The 16,422-nt window shown below is 65.5% G+C and carries 17 protein-coding genes; 8 read left to right on the forward strand and 9 right to left on the reverse strand.

The window, feature by feature from the left end:
- Positions 1 to 44: 44 nt before the first annotated feature.
- Positions 45 to 1,466 carry an aldehyde dehydrogenase family protein gene (locus tag J2X41_RS16780; protein ID WP_310083245.1) on the forward strand — a complete coding sequence of 474 codons (1,422 nt, stop codon included), beginning with the start codon at positions 45 to 47 and terminating at the stop codon, positions 1,464 to 1,466.
- Between the two features lie 32 nt (positions 1,467 to 1,498).
- Here the strand turns inward: J2X41_RS16780 and J2X41_RS16785 are convergent, their stop codons facing one another.
- Positions 1,499 to 2,122, reverse strand: a complete 624-nt coding sequence (locus J2X41_RS16785; RefSeq protein ID WP_310083247.1) for a TetR/AcrR family transcriptional regulator — start codon at positions 2,120 to 2,122, stop codon at positions 1,499 to 1,501.
- Between the two features lie 192 nt (positions 2,123 to 2,314).
- Between J2X41_RS16785 and J2X41_RS16790 the strand changes: the two genes are divergently transcribed.
- From J2X41_RS16790 to J2X41_RS16805, 4 genes are all read left to right on the forward strand, one after another.
- Positions 2,315 to 3,109 carry a Coq4 family protein gene (locus tag J2X41_RS16790; RefSeq protein ID WP_310083248.1) on the forward strand — a complete coding sequence of 265 codons (795 nt, stop codon included), beginning with the start codon at positions 2,315 to 2,317 and terminating at the stop codon, positions 3,107 to 3,109.
- Between the two features lie 71 nt (positions 3,110 to 3,180).
- The gene (locus J2X41_RS16795; protein WP_404979947.1) at positions 3,181 to 3,468 is read left to right on the forward strand and encodes a 4a-hydroxytetrahydrobiopterin dehydratase; all 288 of its coding nucleotides are present in this window, start codon (positions 3,181 to 3,183) and stop codon (positions 3,466 to 3,468) included.
- 83 nt (positions 3,469 to 3,551) lie between these two features.
- Complete coding sequence (locus tag J2X41_RS16800; RefSeq protein ID WP_310083251.1) at positions 3,552 to 4,220, forward strand: SDR family NAD(P)-dependent oxidoreductase; 669 nt, start codon at positions 3,552 to 3,554, stop codon at positions 4,218 to 4,220.
- Positions 4,221 to 4,532: 312 nt separating this feature from the next.
- The gene (locus J2X41_RS16805) at positions 4,533 to 4,700 is read left to right on the forward strand and encodes a hypothetical protein (protein ID WP_310083253.1); all 168 of its coding nucleotides are present in this window, start codon (positions 4,533 to 4,535) and stop codon (positions 4,698 to 4,700) included.
- A gap of 67 nt (positions 4,701 to 4,767) precedes the next feature.
- Here the strand turns inward: J2X41_RS16805 and J2X41_RS16810 are convergent, their stop codons facing one another.
- The 5 genes from J2X41_RS16810 to J2X41_RS16830 form a co-directional block, all read right to left on the reverse strand.
- On the reverse strand, positions 4,768 to 5,991 hold the full coding sequence (locus J2X41_RS16810) for an FAD-dependent oxidoreductase (RefSeq protein ID WP_310083254.1): 1,224 nt from the start codon (positions 5,989 to 5,991) through the stop codon (positions 4,768 to 4,770).
- A gap of 403 nt (positions 5,992 to 6,394) precedes the next feature.
- Positions 6,395 to 6,865 carry a VOC family protein gene (locus J2X41_RS16815; protein ID WP_056757643.1) on the reverse strand — a complete coding sequence of 157 codons (471 nt, stop codon included), beginning with the start codon at positions 6,863 to 6,865 and terminating at the stop codon, positions 6,395 to 6,397.
- 17 nt (positions 6,866 to 6,882) lie between these two features.
- Positions 6,883 to 7,203, reverse strand: a complete 321-nt coding sequence (locus J2X41_RS16820; protein WP_310083257.1) for a 2Fe-2S iron-sulfur cluster-binding protein — start codon at positions 7,201 to 7,203, stop codon at positions 6,883 to 6,885.
- An 86-nt stretch (positions 7,204 to 7,289) separates the two neighbouring features.
- Positions 7,290 to 7,775: a RidA family protein gene (locus tag J2X41_RS16825; protein WP_310083259.1), complete on the reverse strand. Its 486-nt coding sequence runs from the start codon at positions 7,773 to 7,775 to the stop codon at positions 7,290 to 7,292.
- 134 nt (positions 7,776 to 7,909) lie between these two features.
- A complete protein-coding gene (locus J2X41_RS16830; protein ID WP_056757637.1) occupies positions 7,910 to 8,638 on the reverse strand; it encodes a TetR/AcrR family transcriptional regulator in 729 nt (242 codons plus the stop codon).
- Positions 8,639 to 8,899: 261 nt separating this feature from the next.
- Here J2X41_RS16830 and J2X41_RS16835 point away from each other — a divergent pair, with 261 nt between their 5' ends.
- From J2X41_RS16835 to J2X41_RS16845, 3 genes are all read left to right on the forward strand, one after another.
- Positions 8,900 to 10,120: an MFS transporter gene (locus tag J2X41_RS16835; protein WP_310083262.1), complete on the forward strand. Its 1,221-nt coding sequence runs from the start codon at positions 8,900 to 8,902 to the stop codon at positions 10,118 to 10,120.
- A gap of 188 nt (positions 10,121 to 10,308) precedes the next feature.
- Complete coding sequence (locus J2X41_RS16840; RefSeq protein ID WP_310083263.1) at positions 10,309 to 10,536, forward strand: hypothetical protein; 228 nt, start codon at positions 10,309 to 10,311, stop codon at positions 10,534 to 10,536.
- 245 nt (positions 10,537 to 10,781) lie between these two features.
- Positions 10,782 to 13,049 (forward strand): TonB-dependent receptor, encoded by a 2,268-nt coding sequence (locus J2X41_RS16845; protein ID WP_310083265.1) that lies wholly within the window; start codon positions 10,782 to 10,784, stop codon positions 13,047 to 13,049.
- A 174-nt stretch (positions 13,050 to 13,223) separates the two neighbouring features.
- On the opposite strand, the gene J2X41_RS16850 is transcribed toward J2X41_RS16845, so the two are convergent.
- From J2X41_RS16850 to J2X41_RS16860, 3 genes are all read right to left on the reverse strand, one after another.
- On the reverse strand, positions 13,224 to 13,991 hold the full coding sequence (locus tag J2X41_RS16850) for a class II aldolase/adducin family protein (RefSeq protein WP_310083266.1): 768 nt from the start codon (positions 13,989 to 13,991) through the stop codon (positions 13,224 to 13,226).
- Positions 13,992 to 14,038: 47 nt separating this feature from the next.
- Positions 14,039 to 14,848, reverse strand: coding sequence for an SDR family oxidoreductase (locus J2X41_RS16855; protein WP_310083267.1), 810 nt, complete (start codon positions 14,846 to 14,848; stop codon positions 14,039 to 14,041).
- A gap of 267 nt (positions 14,849 to 15,115) precedes the next feature.
- Positions 15,116 to 16,390 (reverse strand): D-arabinono-1,4-lactone oxidase, encoded by a 1,275-nt coding sequence (locus J2X41_RS16860; RefSeq protein WP_310083270.1) that lies wholly within the window; start codon positions 16,388 to 16,390, stop codon positions 15,116 to 15,118.
- Positions 16,391 to 16,422: the final 32 nt, after the last annotated feature.

Genomic DNA, 16,422 nt, shown 5'->3' on the forward strand with positions numbered 1-16,422 from the left:
GAACGGCCTGCGTCCGGGTCGTCGTCAGCCTGTCTGGAGATGCTATGCGCGAGTTTCTGCAATTCTATATCGGCGGGGCTTGGGTCGAACCGGCCCGTTCGGTGACGCTTGATGTCGTCGATCCGGCCACCGATCAGGTCTATGGCCGCGTCGCCATGGGATCGGAGGCGGACGTTGATCGCGCCGTCGAAGCGGCGCGCGGCGCCTTCTCGGCATGGTCGGCGACAAGTCGCCAGGAGCGTTTGGACGTCCTGGGGCGGGTCCTGGACGCCTACCAAACGCGGTTCGGCGACCTCGCAAGCGCGGTCACCCAGGAGATGGGCGCGCCGGCTGTGCTGTCCCAGAGCGCCCAGGTTCCGGCCGGCATGGCCCATCTGGCGATCGCCAAGCAGGTCCTGGAGCATTTCGTGTTCGATGAGCCGCGCGGCGAGACGCGTATCCTGCGCGAGGCCATCGGCGTCTGCGCGCTGATCACGCCTTGGAACTGGCCTCTCAACCAGATGCTCTGCAAGATCGCGCCGGCGCTGGCTACGGGTTGCACCATGGTGCTCAAGCCCTCCGAGACCGCGCCTTTCTCAAGTCAGATTCTCGCTGAGATCATCCATGACGCCGGCGTGCCGCCCGGCGTGTTCAACCTCGTCAACGGGGACGGCGCTGGCGTCGGCGCGGCGCTCTGCCGCCATCCCGACGTCGATATGGTCTCATTCACCGGCTCGACGCGGGCTGGCGTCGAAGTGGCCAAGGCCGCGGCGGCCAGCGTTAAGCGGGTGGCCCAGGAATTGGGCGGCAAGAGCGCCAACATCGTGCTCGATGACGCGGCGTTCGGCGCCAGTGTCGCCGCCGGGGTCCGGGCTCTAATGGTCAATTCCGGGCAGTCCTGCAACGCGCCTTCCAGGATGCTGGTGCCAGCCGCGCGCATGGATGAGGCGGCCGCGGCGGCCCGCGCCGCCGTCGATGGGATCAAGGTCGGCGATCCGACCGGCAATGCGACGATGGGCCCGGTCGCCAACCAGGTCCAATGGCGCAAGATCCAGTCGTTGATCCAATCGGGGATCGACGAAGGCGCCGTGCTCGTCGTGGGCGGGTTGGGGCGGCCAGACGATCTTCAGGCTGGCAGCTATGTCAGGCCCACGGTGTTCGCTCACGTCGATAACGCCATGACCATCGCGCGCGAAGAGATCTTCGGTCCGGTGCTGTGCATCCTGGGATACGACGACCTGGACCATGCGGTGCGCCTGGCCAACGACACCCCGTACGGACTGGCGGGCTATGTCAGCGGCCAGGACTTGGTGCAGGCCCGAGCCGTGGCGGGGCAGATCAAGGCGGGCCAGGTGTCAGTCAATGGGGCCAACGACCTGAGCGCGCCCTTTGGCGGCTACAAGCAAAGCGGCAATGGGCGCGAATGGGGCGATCACGGCTTCCACGATTTCCTCGAAACCAAGGCCATCCTGGGCTACGGCGCTTAGGCGAACGGCGCTTCACGGGCCCTCTTCACTGGCTAGCCCTCGAGCAAGCCGGTGAAGAGGCGCAGGGCGCTTTCGACCACGTCGTCGATGGGCAAGGCATAGCCGTCGGCGATCCAAACGGACGATATGCGCGCGGTCCCGGCGACCGCGCCAAGCCGCTGGAGCGATGCGCGCCCGTTCGCGCCCGCTTGCATTGGAACCAGCACGTCGGCGATGTCGCTTTGCGCTTCGCGCATGGCGTCCACGACGTCGGACCCGACCCCATCGGTCTCCAGCAAGAACAGCCGGGCCCGTGGCGGATCTTCCTTCAGGGTTTCGAAATAGGCGCGCAGAATGAGTCTCGCGCGTTCTTCGCGGCCGATCTGCGTCGCCGGCGCGGCCTGCGCCAATTCGCCCGCGAACTCCACCACCACCCGGCGAAGGCAGGCCGCGAGCAGATCCTCGCTGTCGCGGTAGGACTCGTAGAAATAGCGCTTGGTCAGGCCCGCCGCATCGCACACCGCCTGAACCGTAGAGGCGCGGTAGCCGTGCTCGCCATACACTTGGATCGCGGCTTCAAGGATCTTCTCGCGCCGCATCTCCCGTCGGTCCTCGGCGGAGTTGCCGGCGTAGCGACGAGAAGGCGACGCCACGTCAGAGTGCGTCATCGATGTCATCCGATTTTCGTCGGAGGTAGAGCCATTACCTTCATTGGGGTCAAGCCGGAGTGAGCTTGGAGCAAGGCCTTTCTTCAGCGCGCGCGCGGATCAGCGCCGCCGAGCCAGAAAGTGACACCAGATAGTTCCAGATATATTGACACTGAGCGGTTCCTGATTGATGGTTGTGCGATCAAAACTTGGAGACGCGCAATGACCCATTCGATCGCTGGCGCTCAAATCGACAAACCCTTGGTTGCCCGGCGTGACTGGGGAGGCGCGTTCGCAGCGCTTCGCAAACTCATGGCCAACAAGCACGATACCGAGCAGGTGTTCGTCATCATGAGCGCTCTGAACGCCGACGAAGATGTGCGGCTTTACAAGCGTCTCCTGACTAGCCGCAGCGGCGGCCAAGTCGCCTACCGTCGCGTGGAGTTGGCCGAAAAGCTCATGGACCGGACGTGGCTTGAGCGCTTTGAGCCTGACACCGTCGGCGGAGTCTACCGGGCCTTCCTCGACGCCACCGGCTATTCCGCCGAGGGACTGGCCGAGATCAGCCAGGCCGGCGCTAGCGACATGCATGCCGAGCATCCTTACGTCTGGATGGGGCGCCGCACACGAGACGTCCATGACCTTTGGCATGTGCTGACCGGCTACAAGGCCGACGAGCACCTGGGCGAGGCCTCCCTGGTGGCCTTCTCGTTCGCTCAGCTTGGCGGCTGGGGCTGGGCCGCGATCGCGCTGGCCAGCTGGCTGGAGACCTTGCCGGGCGGGCTGTCCAATCCGCAGGGACAGGCTATCTGGGAAGGCTATCGTCTAGGGCGCAAGGCCGTCTGGCTGGTCGGCGAAGACTATGAGAAATTGCTGGGGGAGCGCTTGGTCGACGCCCGTCGCCGACTGCGGATCGGCACGCCTGAGCGGTATTTCGCCATCCCGCAAGCCGTGCGCGCGACCAGCCTTGGCCAAGGCAAAGAGCATGAAACCACGCAGGCTTTGCTTTCGGCATGACCGACCCTGCTAAGGCCTCGAGCGGCGAGGGCGCGACCCTGGCGCAGCCGCAAGCGTGTTCTGGTCCCGAGCTGCGCGAACGTTTGAGACCCGAGATCGCCGCGGCCATGCTCCAGGGCTGGAGCGCCCAAACCGCGCCGCGCGAGGCTCTGTCCAAGACGTTCAACTTCGCCGGCTTCGCCGACGCCATCCAATGGATGGTCCAGATCGCGGCCGAGGCCGACCGCCTCGATCACCACCCCGAATGGTTCAACGTCTATGACCGCGTCGAGGTGTGCCTGACAACGCACGACGCAGGCGGCGTGACGACGCTCGACGTAGCTCTCGCCCGGTTTATGGACGCGGCGTTCTCAAAATAGCGCTGGAGGATCTCTGGGCCTCGGCGCGTCGAGCCCGGCGCTACGTCGGCAAAGGTTAGTCTCAGATCACGGGAGTCTGCTCTATGGCGGGCGTTATAATCACGGGCGGGTTGGGCGTGCTAGGCCAGGCCGTCGCTCAGGCTTTCAAGGCGGCGGGCTTCAAGATTGCGCTCATTGACTATGCGGCCGTCACTGAGCCGACATTAGACTTCACGGTATCGGGCGTGAATCTCGCCGACGCCGACCAGGCGGCCGAGGCTTTCGAGCAGGCCTGGACGGCTCTTGGCGACGTGCGGGCGCTGATCAACGTCGCTGGCGCCTTCGCCTTCGAGATGATCGACGGTGGCGATCCGATCCTTTGGGACCGTCTGTTCAACGCCAATCTCAAGACCTGCGCCAACATGTGCCGGGCCGCAGCGCCGCGCCTGCCAAGCGGTGGCGCAATCGTCAACATCGGCGCGTCGGTCGCCGAACGCGCAGGCGCGGGCTTGGGGGCCTATGCCGCCTCGAAATCGGGCGTGGCGCGACTGACCGAGAGCTTAGCGGCCGAATTGGCGGGGCGCGTCCGCGTGAACGCCGTCCTGCCGTTGATCCTCGATACGCCGCAAAACCGCAGGGACATGCCCGATATCGATCCCGCGTCCTGGACGAAGCCGGCCGCTGTGGCCGACGTCATCGTGTTCTTGGCCAACGAGGCCAGCCGAGCGATCAATGGGGCGCTCATTCCAGTCTCCGCGCCGACGACGCGATAGGCGCGGGGCCGGATTGCAAGCGGCCAAGATCTGCGTAACGGCTGGTCACTCATTCCATGCAACTTCACCGCGGAGCGCTTCGCGCAGATGGGCGGGAACAGCGTCACGCTCGATATCCAGCACGGTCTCCCCGACTACAGAGCGGTCGTCACCTGCTTCCAGGCCATGCATTAAAACCACTGGTGCGCGTGCTCTGGAACGAACCGGCCATCATCGGCAAGGTGCTGGACGCGGGGGCCTGGGGATCATCGGCCCGATGATCAGTTCCACCGCCGACGCCAGGCCCGCGCCAAGGCCAGCTTCTATCCGCCGATGGGCGAGCGCTCCAACGGTCCGGTTCGCGCCGCGACCGATGGCGGCCGCACGCCCGACCAGGACATCACCAACAGCGAGATCTTGATCTTTCCGCAGATTGAAACCCAAGAGGCGGTCGACAACCTGGAGGCCCTTCTCGACGTTCCGGGGGTCAGCGGCGCCTAGATCGGGCCCAGTGAGTTTCGTCGTGAGCGACATGGATGATCCTGGCCATGGTGCTGCTCGCGCCGCGCTAGGCGAAGACCTCCTTCATGGAAACGGACGGGTCGATGAGCCGCGCGCGGTCAACCGCCTTGCGGTTGCCGATCAACTGGCGACCCATCATGAATTCGGGCGGGGCGTTGATGGCCTCCACCGCTTGGATCTGGTCGCCCTTCATGTGGAAGACGGCGAAGCTGCCGGCGGCCGGGTCGCCGCGAACCAGCACATCGTCGACATCAAATGGATAGCCGGCGATCTGCAGCTTGATGTCGTACTGGTCCGACCATTGCCACGGCGTCTCCCCTGCGGGCGGCGGGCGACCCACGATGGCGCTGGCGGCCTGCTTGGCCTGCTCCAGCGCGTTGGGCACGCTCTCCATGCGCAACATGCGCTGATAGATCGGCATGGGCCGATGAGCGACGTCGCCAATGGCGAAGATCGAGGGGTCGGCCGTGCGAGCTTGGAGATCCACGACGACCCCGCGCGCGCACTCCAGGCCGGCGGCCGCGGCCAGGTCGTCATTGGGAACCGCGCCGACGCCCACCAGGGCGGCGTCGCAAGCCACCACGCGTCCGTCGGACAGGCGCACGCCGGTGATGGCGCCGTCTGCGCCCTCAAAAGCCGTGACGCCGCCGCCGAGGATGAAGCGCACCCCACGCGCCTCGTGGCGCGCTTGGAAGAAGCTCGACAGCACATCGCAGGCCACCCGAGCCAGAATCCGGCTTTCGCGTTCGATCACCACGACGTCCGATCCCAGCGCGCGCGCCGAAGCGGCCGCCTCCAGTCCAATATAGCCGGCGCCGATGACCGCCAGGCGTCGGCCAGGGCCCAGGGCGGCTTTGAGGTGTTCGGCGTCGGCGGCGGTGCGCAAAAAGAGCACGCCTGGTAGATCCGCGCCGTCGACCGGCAGGGTCATCGGGCGCGCGCCCGTGGCGATGATCAGGATGTCATAGGCGATCGGCCCTCCGGCGGAGAGCGTCACGGTTTTGGTCGATCGGTTGATCGTGATCGCTCGCACGTTCGGCCGAAAATCGATGCCGCTGTCGGCGTAAAAGGCCAGCGGCCGCAGCGCCAAGGTCTCTGCGTCGGCCTCGCCCTTGAGCCAGGCCTTGGACAGGGGCGGTCGCTGATACGGCGCGATCGGCTCCTCGCCCACCAAGGTGATCGAGCCTTCGTGGCCGTACTGGCGAAGGTACGCCGCGACGCATCCGCCGGCGTGGCCTGCCCCCAGGATTACGATTTGCTTCCCCGACATGTGGTGTTCCGTCGTCTAGTCCGCTTACGGCGATGGGGCGGTTGAGTTCGCCACGGTCCCCGGCAACGGGGAACCCTGGCGCGAGCCGGCCTGTCATACAGATGTCGGGAGTGGCGGGGATGGGGGGATCACTGTCTTTCGGCTCGGACTCTCCACGCCCGCCATTCCTCGCGGGTGATCTCCCACAGCTCCACGTCGTAGACGCCAGGGTCCAGCGCCGTCCTCAACCAGCGTGGCTGTGGCTGGGGAGACGAGAAGCGCGCAGGCGACGCCGCCTTCGCTCGACACGCGCATCACGCCCCGACCGCCGCTCAGCGCGCTCTCGGCCAGCCGCCTCAGAGTAGTCCCTCTGCACGGGAGCGCGCGGGGAGGGGGACAACACCGCCCAGGCCCTAGCGCGGGCCTAAACGGTTGAAGGCGCGTCGAAATAGGCGCGCAGATCGGCCAAGGCTCGCGCTCCGAGCGGGAATTCTATGAGTTCGAAGGGATAACCATCGGGATCGTAGACATAGAAGAACTTGACGCCCTCGGTCTCCTTGACCGCGCTCTCGACCGACACGCCCTCCGCCTTGAGCCGGCCATGAGCGCCGACGGCGTCTTCGATTGTGAAGGCCATGCAGGGAGCGCCTGCCTGCGGCCGCACCTGGGATGGGCTGCTTGAGGCCGGCGGCGGCTGGATTTGACCCAGTTCGATAGCGAAGCCGGCGACTATACCCTTGATGCTCGGCGGCGTTCCTGTCTGGCGCTCGTCATAAAAGATCTCGAGCCCAAGCACGCGCTGGTAAAACGCCAGCGAGCGCTCGAGGTCGGTGACTTCCAACGCGATGTGCGACGGGCCAAGAACGGACGCCAGGGGCGAAGAGGATGTCGGCATGGGGCTCTCCTTGGAGGTCAGTGTTGGTGGGCCGGCACGCGCACCACCAAGCCCTCGTGTCGCTCATCGAGGGTGATTTGGCAGGCCAGCCGGCTAGAGGGTTGCGGGTCGCTCGTGAACGACAACATCTCGGTTTCCGTGGCGCCGGGAAGCGTCAAGGCCTCTTGCCAGGGCGCTTGCACATGGACTTGACAGGTGCCGCAGGCGCAGGCTCCGCCGCAGTCGGCGTCGATGCCGGGCACATTGTTCTGGATGGCGGCTTCCATCAGCGACTGCCCTAGACGGGCGTCGACGACGAAGGTCGCGCCGTCGTGCTGAATGAATGTGATCTTGGGCATGGTGCTCGTCGCCGACAATCGGCGACCCCCTTCTGGGATCAGGCTGGAGTGGAGTGGTATTCGCGCGTCTCGCGGGCCGCTGCCGGTCAATCTTCGAGCGCGACGATCATCTCGATCTCGACCGTAATCTGATATGGCAGGGACCCCATTCCGACCGCCGATCGCGCATGGGCGCCGACTTCGGGGCCGAACACCTCAATGAGCAAATCTGAACAGCCGTTGATCACGGCCGGATGGGCGATGAAGTCGGGCGCCGCGTTGACCATGCCCAGCACCTTGACGACCTTGCTGACCTTGGAGAGCCCGGCGGCCTCCTCGATCACCGACAACAGGTTGAGCGTCGTCAGCCGCGCGTGCTGATAGGCCTCCTCGAGCGAAACCTCCGCGCCCACCTTGCCCGTATGAACGCCGCCGGCATGCACGGGACCTTGCCCCGAGAGATAGAGAAGGCGCCCATCGCGCACGGCGGCGGCGAAGTTACCGACCGCGGCCGGCGGCTTGGGCAGTTGCAATCCCAGCGCGGCCAAGCGCGCCTTCGCATCGGGGCGCGGGCATAGGGCGTTTGCGGTCATGGTCGCTCGCTCAATGGGACGGTCTGGCCGCGACCCTCATTGAGCGACAGTCGCGCCGTTCAATCAGGCCCGCGTGGGCCTTGATTTGAATACGTCACGATTTTCAATATAGCAATAACTATATTATTGAGTCTCTACCCGGTCGGCTTGGCGCGATGGTCATCGTCGAGCGAGCGGGTCAGCAGCCGCGCCGCTTCCCGCAGGAGGATCGGCCGGGGGATGCGGTCTTCCTCGAGCGCCAGTTCATCGACCGCCCAGCCGAATTCGGACCGGATGCGAAGTCGGCACCAGAGCGTGTCTGGATCGACGGCGGGAAAGAGGCGTCGGTAAAACGCGAACATCTGGTCGGCGCTCTGCCGCTGGGATTCCAGGCGAACATGCGCCAGGTTAGGCAAGGCTCTCAGCGCCCGCATCGTCCAGAGCGCGCCAGGCTCGCTCTCGAGAATTTGGGTGGCTATGCCGAACCATTCCTCAAGCGCTTCGACCGCTGTCTCGGGATTGGCCCAAGCGCCACCCTTGAAAAGCCAGGCGGCGTAAGCGTCGTTCTGGCGCTTGAGTAGGCGTCGCGCCATCACCTCGAGGATGTCGTACTTGTCGTCGAAGTAGTGATAAAGCGCCGGTGGCGACAAGTTGGCGCGCGCGCAAATCGCGTTGGTTGTCAGGCGCTCAAATCCGATTTCCCCGAGAAGCTCGCCCGTTGCGGCGATCAGCCGCTCATAGGTCTGCAGCGGCTTGCCCGCCGTTGGAGGATCCCTGGGTTTGCCGCGTTCGGCCGGTGGCGCGTCGGCCGCGGAAGCCAACTTCTTCCGCGGCGCCCTGGACGGGCGCGCTGCGGCGTCGTTTTCGGATTTGATGAGGGTCACAGCGCTCGCGAAGTTGGGTGAGAATGCGGTCGATGGGCGCACCTTGGGGCGCCGATTGGCAGAGTAGTCGCCTGCAACACCCCGTACAAGGGCGCGGCGGTCAACGCGAAGGCGTTGGCGCCCTGGATCGCCCACCAATGAGGCGCCGGGCGGGGCCGCGCACCCTGGGGTGCGTTGACATCTATCGCGGTATAGCAAAAGCTACATCTAATTCGGCGGGGGCGGCCATGATGTCGCCCGGCGGCTCAGGGAGATTTGCGGATGGGCATGCGGCTGCTGGATCGCACGCAAGAGGCGGCTGATGACGACCATTGGATAGGCCGTCCGCCAAGCGGGCCGCAGATCGTGGCCTATCTTACCGTCGGCACGGTCGCCCTGCTGTTCTCTGGTGTGCAGCCCATCCTGCTAGACGCGCTGGTCGCCGAGCAGCGCTTGACCGTCGGCCTGGTGGGCTGGTCCTTCACCGTGGAGTTTCTGACTTTGGCGCTGGGCGTGGTGCTGGCCGGCGCGTTCGCCAAGCCCGACAAGCTCGCTTTGAAAGGGTTGCTGGCGGGCCTGGCCCTCGCGATCCTCAATGGGGCCATGCTGTGCGCTTCAGGGCCTCTGGTCCTGGCCGATCGCGCCGCCGCCGGCTTGGCCGAGGGCGTTCTGGTCTGGCTGACGATGTTGATGATTACGCGCGCGTCCACCCCCGCGCTTTGGGCCGGCGTCTTTCTGGTCGCCCAAGGGCTGCTGCAGGTGGGCTTCGCCGCGATCTTGCCGGCGACCCTGATGGATCGGTTCGGCGCGAACGGCGGCTTTGCGGCCGCCGCCGTGGTGGCCTTGATTGGGGCGCTCGCCTCTTTTGCGTTGCCCAGCGCGGCGGCGGCGCTGCCAACGGACGTGGAAGCCGAAGCGGGCGGAGCCCAAGGTCATGGTGCGCGCGCCATCGCGAGCTTGGCGGCGGTCTTCCTGACCTACGCCTTCTTCATTGGTTTCTTCGCCTACCTGCCCCAACTGGCTGGCCAGGCGAAAATGGCACCGGGTGAGGTCGGTGGCGCCGTGTCCTTGAGCCTGGCGCTGTCGATCCTGGGCTCGGGTGTCGCCGCGCTCCTGGCCAAACGACTATCCTACTACCCGGCCTGCTTGGTCAGCGTTGCGGCGTTTGCTGTGGTCCTGGTGTGGATCTGGAGGCTGCCGGCCGCGCCCGTGTTCATGGCCCTAGCGAGCTTGCATGGCTTTTTCTGGGGCTTCTTCATGCCCTTTCAGATGCCTCTTGTCATCGAGTCCGACCCGACGCGGCGGGCTGCGGCCCTGGTGCCGACGGTTCAGGCGCTGGGCGCGGCGGCGGGCCCGGTGCTCTGCTCTTTGTGGGTCACCGACGCCGAAGCCCGGGGCGGATTGCTGGTCGCGGGAGCCTGCCTGGCTCTGGCCCTGCTGACGGTCACGGTGCTTCATGTCCGGCGTCTCGCGACGGCGTCTTTGAGATCGGTGTCGTCTTAGGACCTCTCCTCGTTCGGCGTCTTTCAAGGTCCGACGGCGTCGATCAGGAGACGTTCGGCGGCTATGGCCCGTCGGGCGGCGGCGCGGCGGCGCGGCGGGGTTCGAGCTCGATCGCGCCGATCCCGCTGGGCGCGCCCGGCGTTGTGCGCGTCCTGGCCAGTTAGGAGGACCCGCCCCAGAGCTTCGGCGTGGTCCGCGACGAAATGCTGACCGAAGCCCTGACCATGACCGGCGAAACCCCAGACCGCCTGGTGCGCGCCGACAGGGTCCATGCCGAGACGCCCGCCGGCGGAAATATCTTTTCGACCGGTCCGATCACCTTCTGCGGAAGCCTGGGGAACGGGCGGGGGGGGGGGGGCGACCGGCCGGTATCGCGCATCCTCGAAAATGTGGTCCGCGGTCTTAGGGGCAAGTAGCGCCAGGAATTCTAGCAAAAGCTACATAACGCGGGTCGAGATTTGCGCACGTCGCTCCATTTCATATCGCGGACGCAATTCCGGCTATCGCGAGGTGAGGGTTAATCTAGCCTCGATAGGCTGCTGACGGGTGGTTTTGCGGCAAAAAGCCGACGCCAGGCTCCACCATGGGTAGCCATTGCAATGAATATAGTTTTCGCTAGCTTATGCTTGAGGAAACGCAAACCAGAAAAAGGGGATATCCTATGATCGACAAGCGCTGGTGCATGGCGTCGGCCTGTGGCGCCGCCCTGATGTCCGCCGCCGCCGCGCAGGCCCAGACGGCCGCGCCGCAGGACGCGGCCTCGACCGTCGCCGAGGTCGTGGTCACGGCCAACAAGCGATCCGAAAATCTCATGGACGTGCCGGTGGCGGTGACGGCCTTCACGTCCCAGGCCATCGCCGACAAGCGGCTGGCGGTCCTGTCCGATCTGAACAACGCCGCCCCCAATGTCCGTATTTCCGGCGGGGACGCGGCGGCCAATCCGAAGATGTTCATCCGCGGCGTGGGCTTGAGCGACTTCAATCCGACGACCGCCAGCGCGGTCGGGGTCTATGTGGACGGGGTCTATATCGGATCGCCGTTCGCCACCCTCAGCTCGTTCTTCGACCTTGGCCAAATCGAGGTTCTCCGCGGGCCGCAGGGCACCCTCTATGGCAAGAACACCACCGGCGGCGCGATCAGCATCACGAGCAATCGCCCCACCTGGAGGCCCAGCGCCGAAGGCTCGGTGGAATACGGCCGCTTCAAGGCCTTGACTGTCAATGGCGCGGTTAGCGGCCCGCTGATCGAGGACAAGCTGGCCTTCCGACTGGCCGGCCAATACCTGCGCGACGACGGCGCGACGCTCAATACGGTGACGGGCGACCACGTGAACAACGCCAATCGCGGCGCGATCCGCGGCTCGTTGCTGTTTACCCCATCGGACAAGGACGAGGCCTTGCTGTCGGTGACGCGGTACGCCAATCGAGGCGGCGCCCGCCAAGCCAAGCAGCGTCCCCTGTTTCCGTCAACCGCGGCGGCTACCGGCGCTGATGGTCTGTGCAAGCCGGGATACTATTATAGCGGGGCGTGCGCCGACATCAGCGGCTATGCTGATCCGAGCGCGGATCCCTATCGCGTCGCCGCCGACGTCCAGGGCAAGGACCGCGTCGACTATTATTCGACGTCGCTCAACTACACCCACCATTTTGGCGGTGTCGACCTCGTCTCAGTCTCGGCGTTCCAGAACGTCAGGCGAAACATCGACGAAAACAGCGACGTCAGCCCTGCCGACATCCTGCACAACAACTTCATCGCCTATCAGAAGGAGTGGTCGCAAGAGTTGCGGCTGCAGGCGGACGTCGGGAAGCTGAAGTGGGTGCTCGGCGCCTACTACATGCGCGACGAGTTGAAGAACAACAGCACCTTCGACGTCCTGCGCGACTTCCGGCCGTTCTTTACGTCGCCGAGCAATCCGACCGGCGTCAGCGTCGACAATAGCGTGGTGTTCCTGCGCTACGCCTACACCCAGAATACCGACACCTATGCGCTCTTCGGCCAGGCTGATTACAGTCTGACCGACAAGCTTACCGCCACTGTCGGCCTTCGCTATTCAGCGGACAAGAAAACCTTCGACTATCATGAGACCGCCGAAGAGGCGTTCGACCTGGTGCCGCCCTACGCCCAGCGCAAGACTTTCGGGGCGTTCTCGGGACGGCTGGGTCTGCGTTACGACCTCACCGACCAGGCCAACATCTACGCAACCTATAACCGCGGCTTCAAAAGCGGTGGCTTCTTCGGCGGCCAGGCCGACCACGAAAGCTATGCCGAGCAGCTGGCGCCGTATGGCAACGAGACGGTCGACGCCTACGAGGTCGGCTCCAAGAGCAGCCTGTTCGACCGCCGCCTGCGTCTGAGCCTCTCGGCCTTCTACTACGATTACAAGGATCTCCAGGCCTTCGCTTTCGTGGTTCGCGGGGCCCGCACCGTGCAGATCCTCGACAACGCCGGTTCGGCCCAGGTCTATGGCGGCGAGGCCGAGATCACCGCTGTTCCGATCCGCAACCTGACCCTCACCGGCGGCCTGGCGCTGCTCCACGCCAAGTACAAGGACTACAAGTCCGAGGGTGGCGACTATTCGGGCAATCAGATGCCGGAGGCCCCGAGGTTCAACGCCAGCCTGTCGGCCAAGTACAAGGTCGAGCTGGCGTCGGGCGCCTCGATCGAGCCCTCGCTTGATGCGTCCTATCGGACAAGGATCTTCTTCGATCCGAGCCAAACCGAACGCCTGTCATCGCCTGCGGTGTTTCAGCTCAACGGGCAACTGGCCTGGCGCTCGCCGGACGAGCATTTCGAAGCTGGGCTCTGGGCCAAGAACCTCACGAACAAGGCGGTGCTGGTCGAGATCTCGCCGATCGCGGGCCTAGGCTATGACATGCTGAGCTATGCGCCGCCCCGGACCTTCGGCGTCTTCCTCCGCTACCACTACTGATCAAGCCCTCCGCGCCCCCTTGCAATTTCCTGGGGCGTTACTGGCCGGTCCCGCTCTGATGCGGGATCGGCCCTTTTTTTGGGGCGCTGCTCCAAACGAAAAAGCAGCGCCGGCTTTTTGCGCCGGCGCGGCCTCTATCCTCATGGAGGCGAGCGGGAAGACAGCTTCCCGAGGTTAGGTCTTGTAGCTGGGGTCCAGGCGATCAAGCTTGCGCAGCAGCGCGGGCCAGGCCAGGCGATCGGAGACCACGGACATTCCCGGCCCGGTGGACTGGTCGCGAACCTTCTCGGCCACGCCGGCAGGCGGCGCATGCAGATTCGCCCGGCCGGCGGAAAGCATCATCACCTGAGCTTCGCAGGCGCGCTCGAGGAAGTACATGCGAAGATAGGCCTGAGCGATCGTGGGTCCCGTCGTCAGGGTGCCGTGGTTGCGCAACAGCATCACCGACTTGTCGCCGAGATCGGCCACCAGCCGCTCCCGTTCGTCGAGGTCCGTCGCCACGCCCTCATACTCGTGAAAGGCGATGTCATGGCCCGCGATCAGCGCTGTCTGCGTATGCGGCAGGAGGCCCTCGTTCATGGCCGACACGGCTTGGCCGTGCGGGGTGTGCAGGTGCAGGACCGCATTGGCGTCGTCGCGGGCCATGTGAATGGCCGAGTGAATGGTAAAGCCCGCGGCGTTGACCGGCGCCTTGGTCGCCTCGATCGGGTTTCCATCCAGGTCGATCTTCACCAGGCTCGACGCGGTGATCTCCTCGAACATCCGATCATAAGGGTTGATCAGGAAGTGGTGGTCGCCGCCGGGAACCTTGGCGGAGAGGTGGGTGAAGATCAGATCGTCCCAGCCGTTGAGGGCCACCAGCCGATAGGCTGCGGCGAGGTCAACCCGCACGGCCCATTCCTCCGGCGCCATATCGGCCGGGCCTTTGGATGTAGAAGGCATCGGTAACTCCTTGAACAGGGCCGCGACCGGCGGCCCGAAGGGCGGGGTCAGGCCGCGGCCGATTGGCGCTTGGCCAGTCCGTCCTTACCCATCGCCTCGAGGTGATCGGCATAGGCGCGCAGCTTTTTCGGATCGACCCCAAGCGCCTTGACCGTCCCGGAGCCGGCCTGCGGCATGCAAACCTCGATCGCCTTGCGCTTGATGGCCTTGACCACCGTGTCGGCGACCGCCTCGGCCGAAACGCTCGGGGCGACAAAGCACATGACCGCGTCCGGATCGGCCGCCTCCTGCTCCAGCATCGGCGTCTCGGTCGCCGTGGGGTGGACGATGGTGAAATCGATGCCGCTATGGCGCTCCTCGATGGCCATGCCGTGGTGGAAGGCGCGCAGGGCGTGCTTGGAGGCCCCGTAGATGGCCACGCCGGGGAACGGCAGGAAGGAGGTCATGCTGCAGACCGTGACGAGGTGGCCCGCGCCCTGCTTGTGGAAGCGTTTGAAGGCCCCGACCATGCCGGTCACCGGTCCCATAAGATTGGTGTCCATGGTCAACTGGTGATCGGCGATGGCGACGTTCCTGGCCAAGCCCGTGCGCACGAGGCCGGCGTTGTTGATCAACACGTCAAAGGCCCCAAAGCGCGCGAGGGTGGCGTCAAACGCGCGCTCCCACGCGACCGGGGCTCGGATGTCGAGGGCGACGGCGCTGGCGCGCTCGCCCAAGGTCTCGGCCAGGGCGGCGGCGCCTGCGGCGTTGATGTCGGCGAGCATCACGTTCTGACGCGCCCGGGCGAGCTTGGTGGCGATCGCCGCCCCAATTCCGCTGGCCGCGCCGGTGATGAGGTAGGTCCTGGGCTGAGTCATGTCTCGATCGCTCGTCTGGCCGCCGCGGCCGGCGGGCTCTGGGAAAATTGCTGCAGGCTGCGCCGCTCAGCGACATTGTTCATTCAAGATATAGTAAAAGCTATATAATTGTTCTGTCAATCAAAGCCTGGAGCCTTGAGGCATATGATCGTCTAGGGGTCGGTGGCCGGGTGGGGGGGATTTCGAGGCTAGTAAAAGCTAAAACCTGCCGTCGCCTTCTGACGACGTTTTGGTCGCAGCACGGCGCGGGGGCTGCGGAGCGCCTGGCTAAGAGAGCGCCGCGAAGAGCGCCCCCAGATGGCCATTGAGGAATTTCCCATGCGGATCGACGGCCTCACGCGCGGCCAAGAATCTGTCCAATCGAGGATAAAGCGCGCGCACATCGGTCGCGCCCAGGGTGTGGTGCTTGGCCCAATGGGGCCGGCCTCCGCGTGCGCGCAGGCGCGCCTCGATAGCAGGGAAAAACTCTCGCCAGGGGAGCTTCGGATACTGGTGGAACGAAATGGCCGTGCAGGGGCCTTGGCCTTGAGGGCTGATCCAGATGTCGTCCGCCGCGACGGTGCGCACCATCAGCGGGAAGCAGACGGGCAGGGCGTCTGCCTTGACGGCCGCGATTACGTCCCTGACGGCGGCGACGCCCTCGGCTCTGGGGACCTCGTATTCCATCTCCTCGTTGCGCACCACGCGGGTGCTGGGGAAGATCTGGAAAGCGGGGCCCTGTCGCGGCGTGGGCTCAGACGGCGCAAAGCGCATCAGCAGTCGCTGGAGATCAGGGATCAACGGCGGCGCGGCCGCGGACATCTCGCAAAAACCGGCCAAAAGCGCCTCGTCGTCTTCCTCGGGCGGCTCGAATGCGCCGTTTGGGTCCACGGGGTCGAGGGTCTTGACCAGAACCTCGTCGGCATAGGGAAAGGCGAAGAATTCGAAGTGACGATGATCCGCCGCCAGTTCGTCGAAACGCTCGAGCACGGCGTCGAGCGGCAGCTTGAAGATCCGCTCCTCCAGATGATAGGCCGGGGCGACCTTGAGCTTGATGGCGACGACGACCCCCAGCAGGCCCAGCGACAGGCGCAGGGCCTGGAAAAGCTCGGGCCTATGGGCGGCGTCGCACTCGACGAGCTCGCCGTCCGCCAGAACCACCCTGAACCCTTGGGTATGACTGGCGAGGTTACCCAGCGCCTCGCCAGTGCCGTGGGTGCCTGTCGCGCACGCGCCGCCAAGGGTCTGAGCGTTGATGTCGCCCTGATTGAGCAGCGACAGGCCCTCGGTCCAGAGCGCGGCGGTCAGATCCTTAAGCGTCGCGCCGGCCGGGGCCCACACGGTTTGTCGGTCCTCGGCGACCTTAAGCACCCCGGGTAGCCGGTCCAGGTTGATCAAGACCTGGTCGGTCAGCCACAGGGGCATGAACGAGTGACGCGAGCCAGCCATCCGCGCCTTGGGCGCGGCGCGGACCAGATCACAGAGCGCTTCTATCGTCTCTGGCTGCGCGAAGGTTTCGGGCGCGCACGTGACGCCGCCAGACCAATTCTTCCACGGGCCCATAGGGTTCTCCTGACCTCAGGTAGGCGGGGGCG

It is taken from the genome of Caulobacter sp. BE254 (assembly GCF_031457295.1).
GTDB lineage: Bacteria > Pseudomonadota > Alphaproteobacteria > Caulobacterales > Caulobacteraceae > Caulobacter.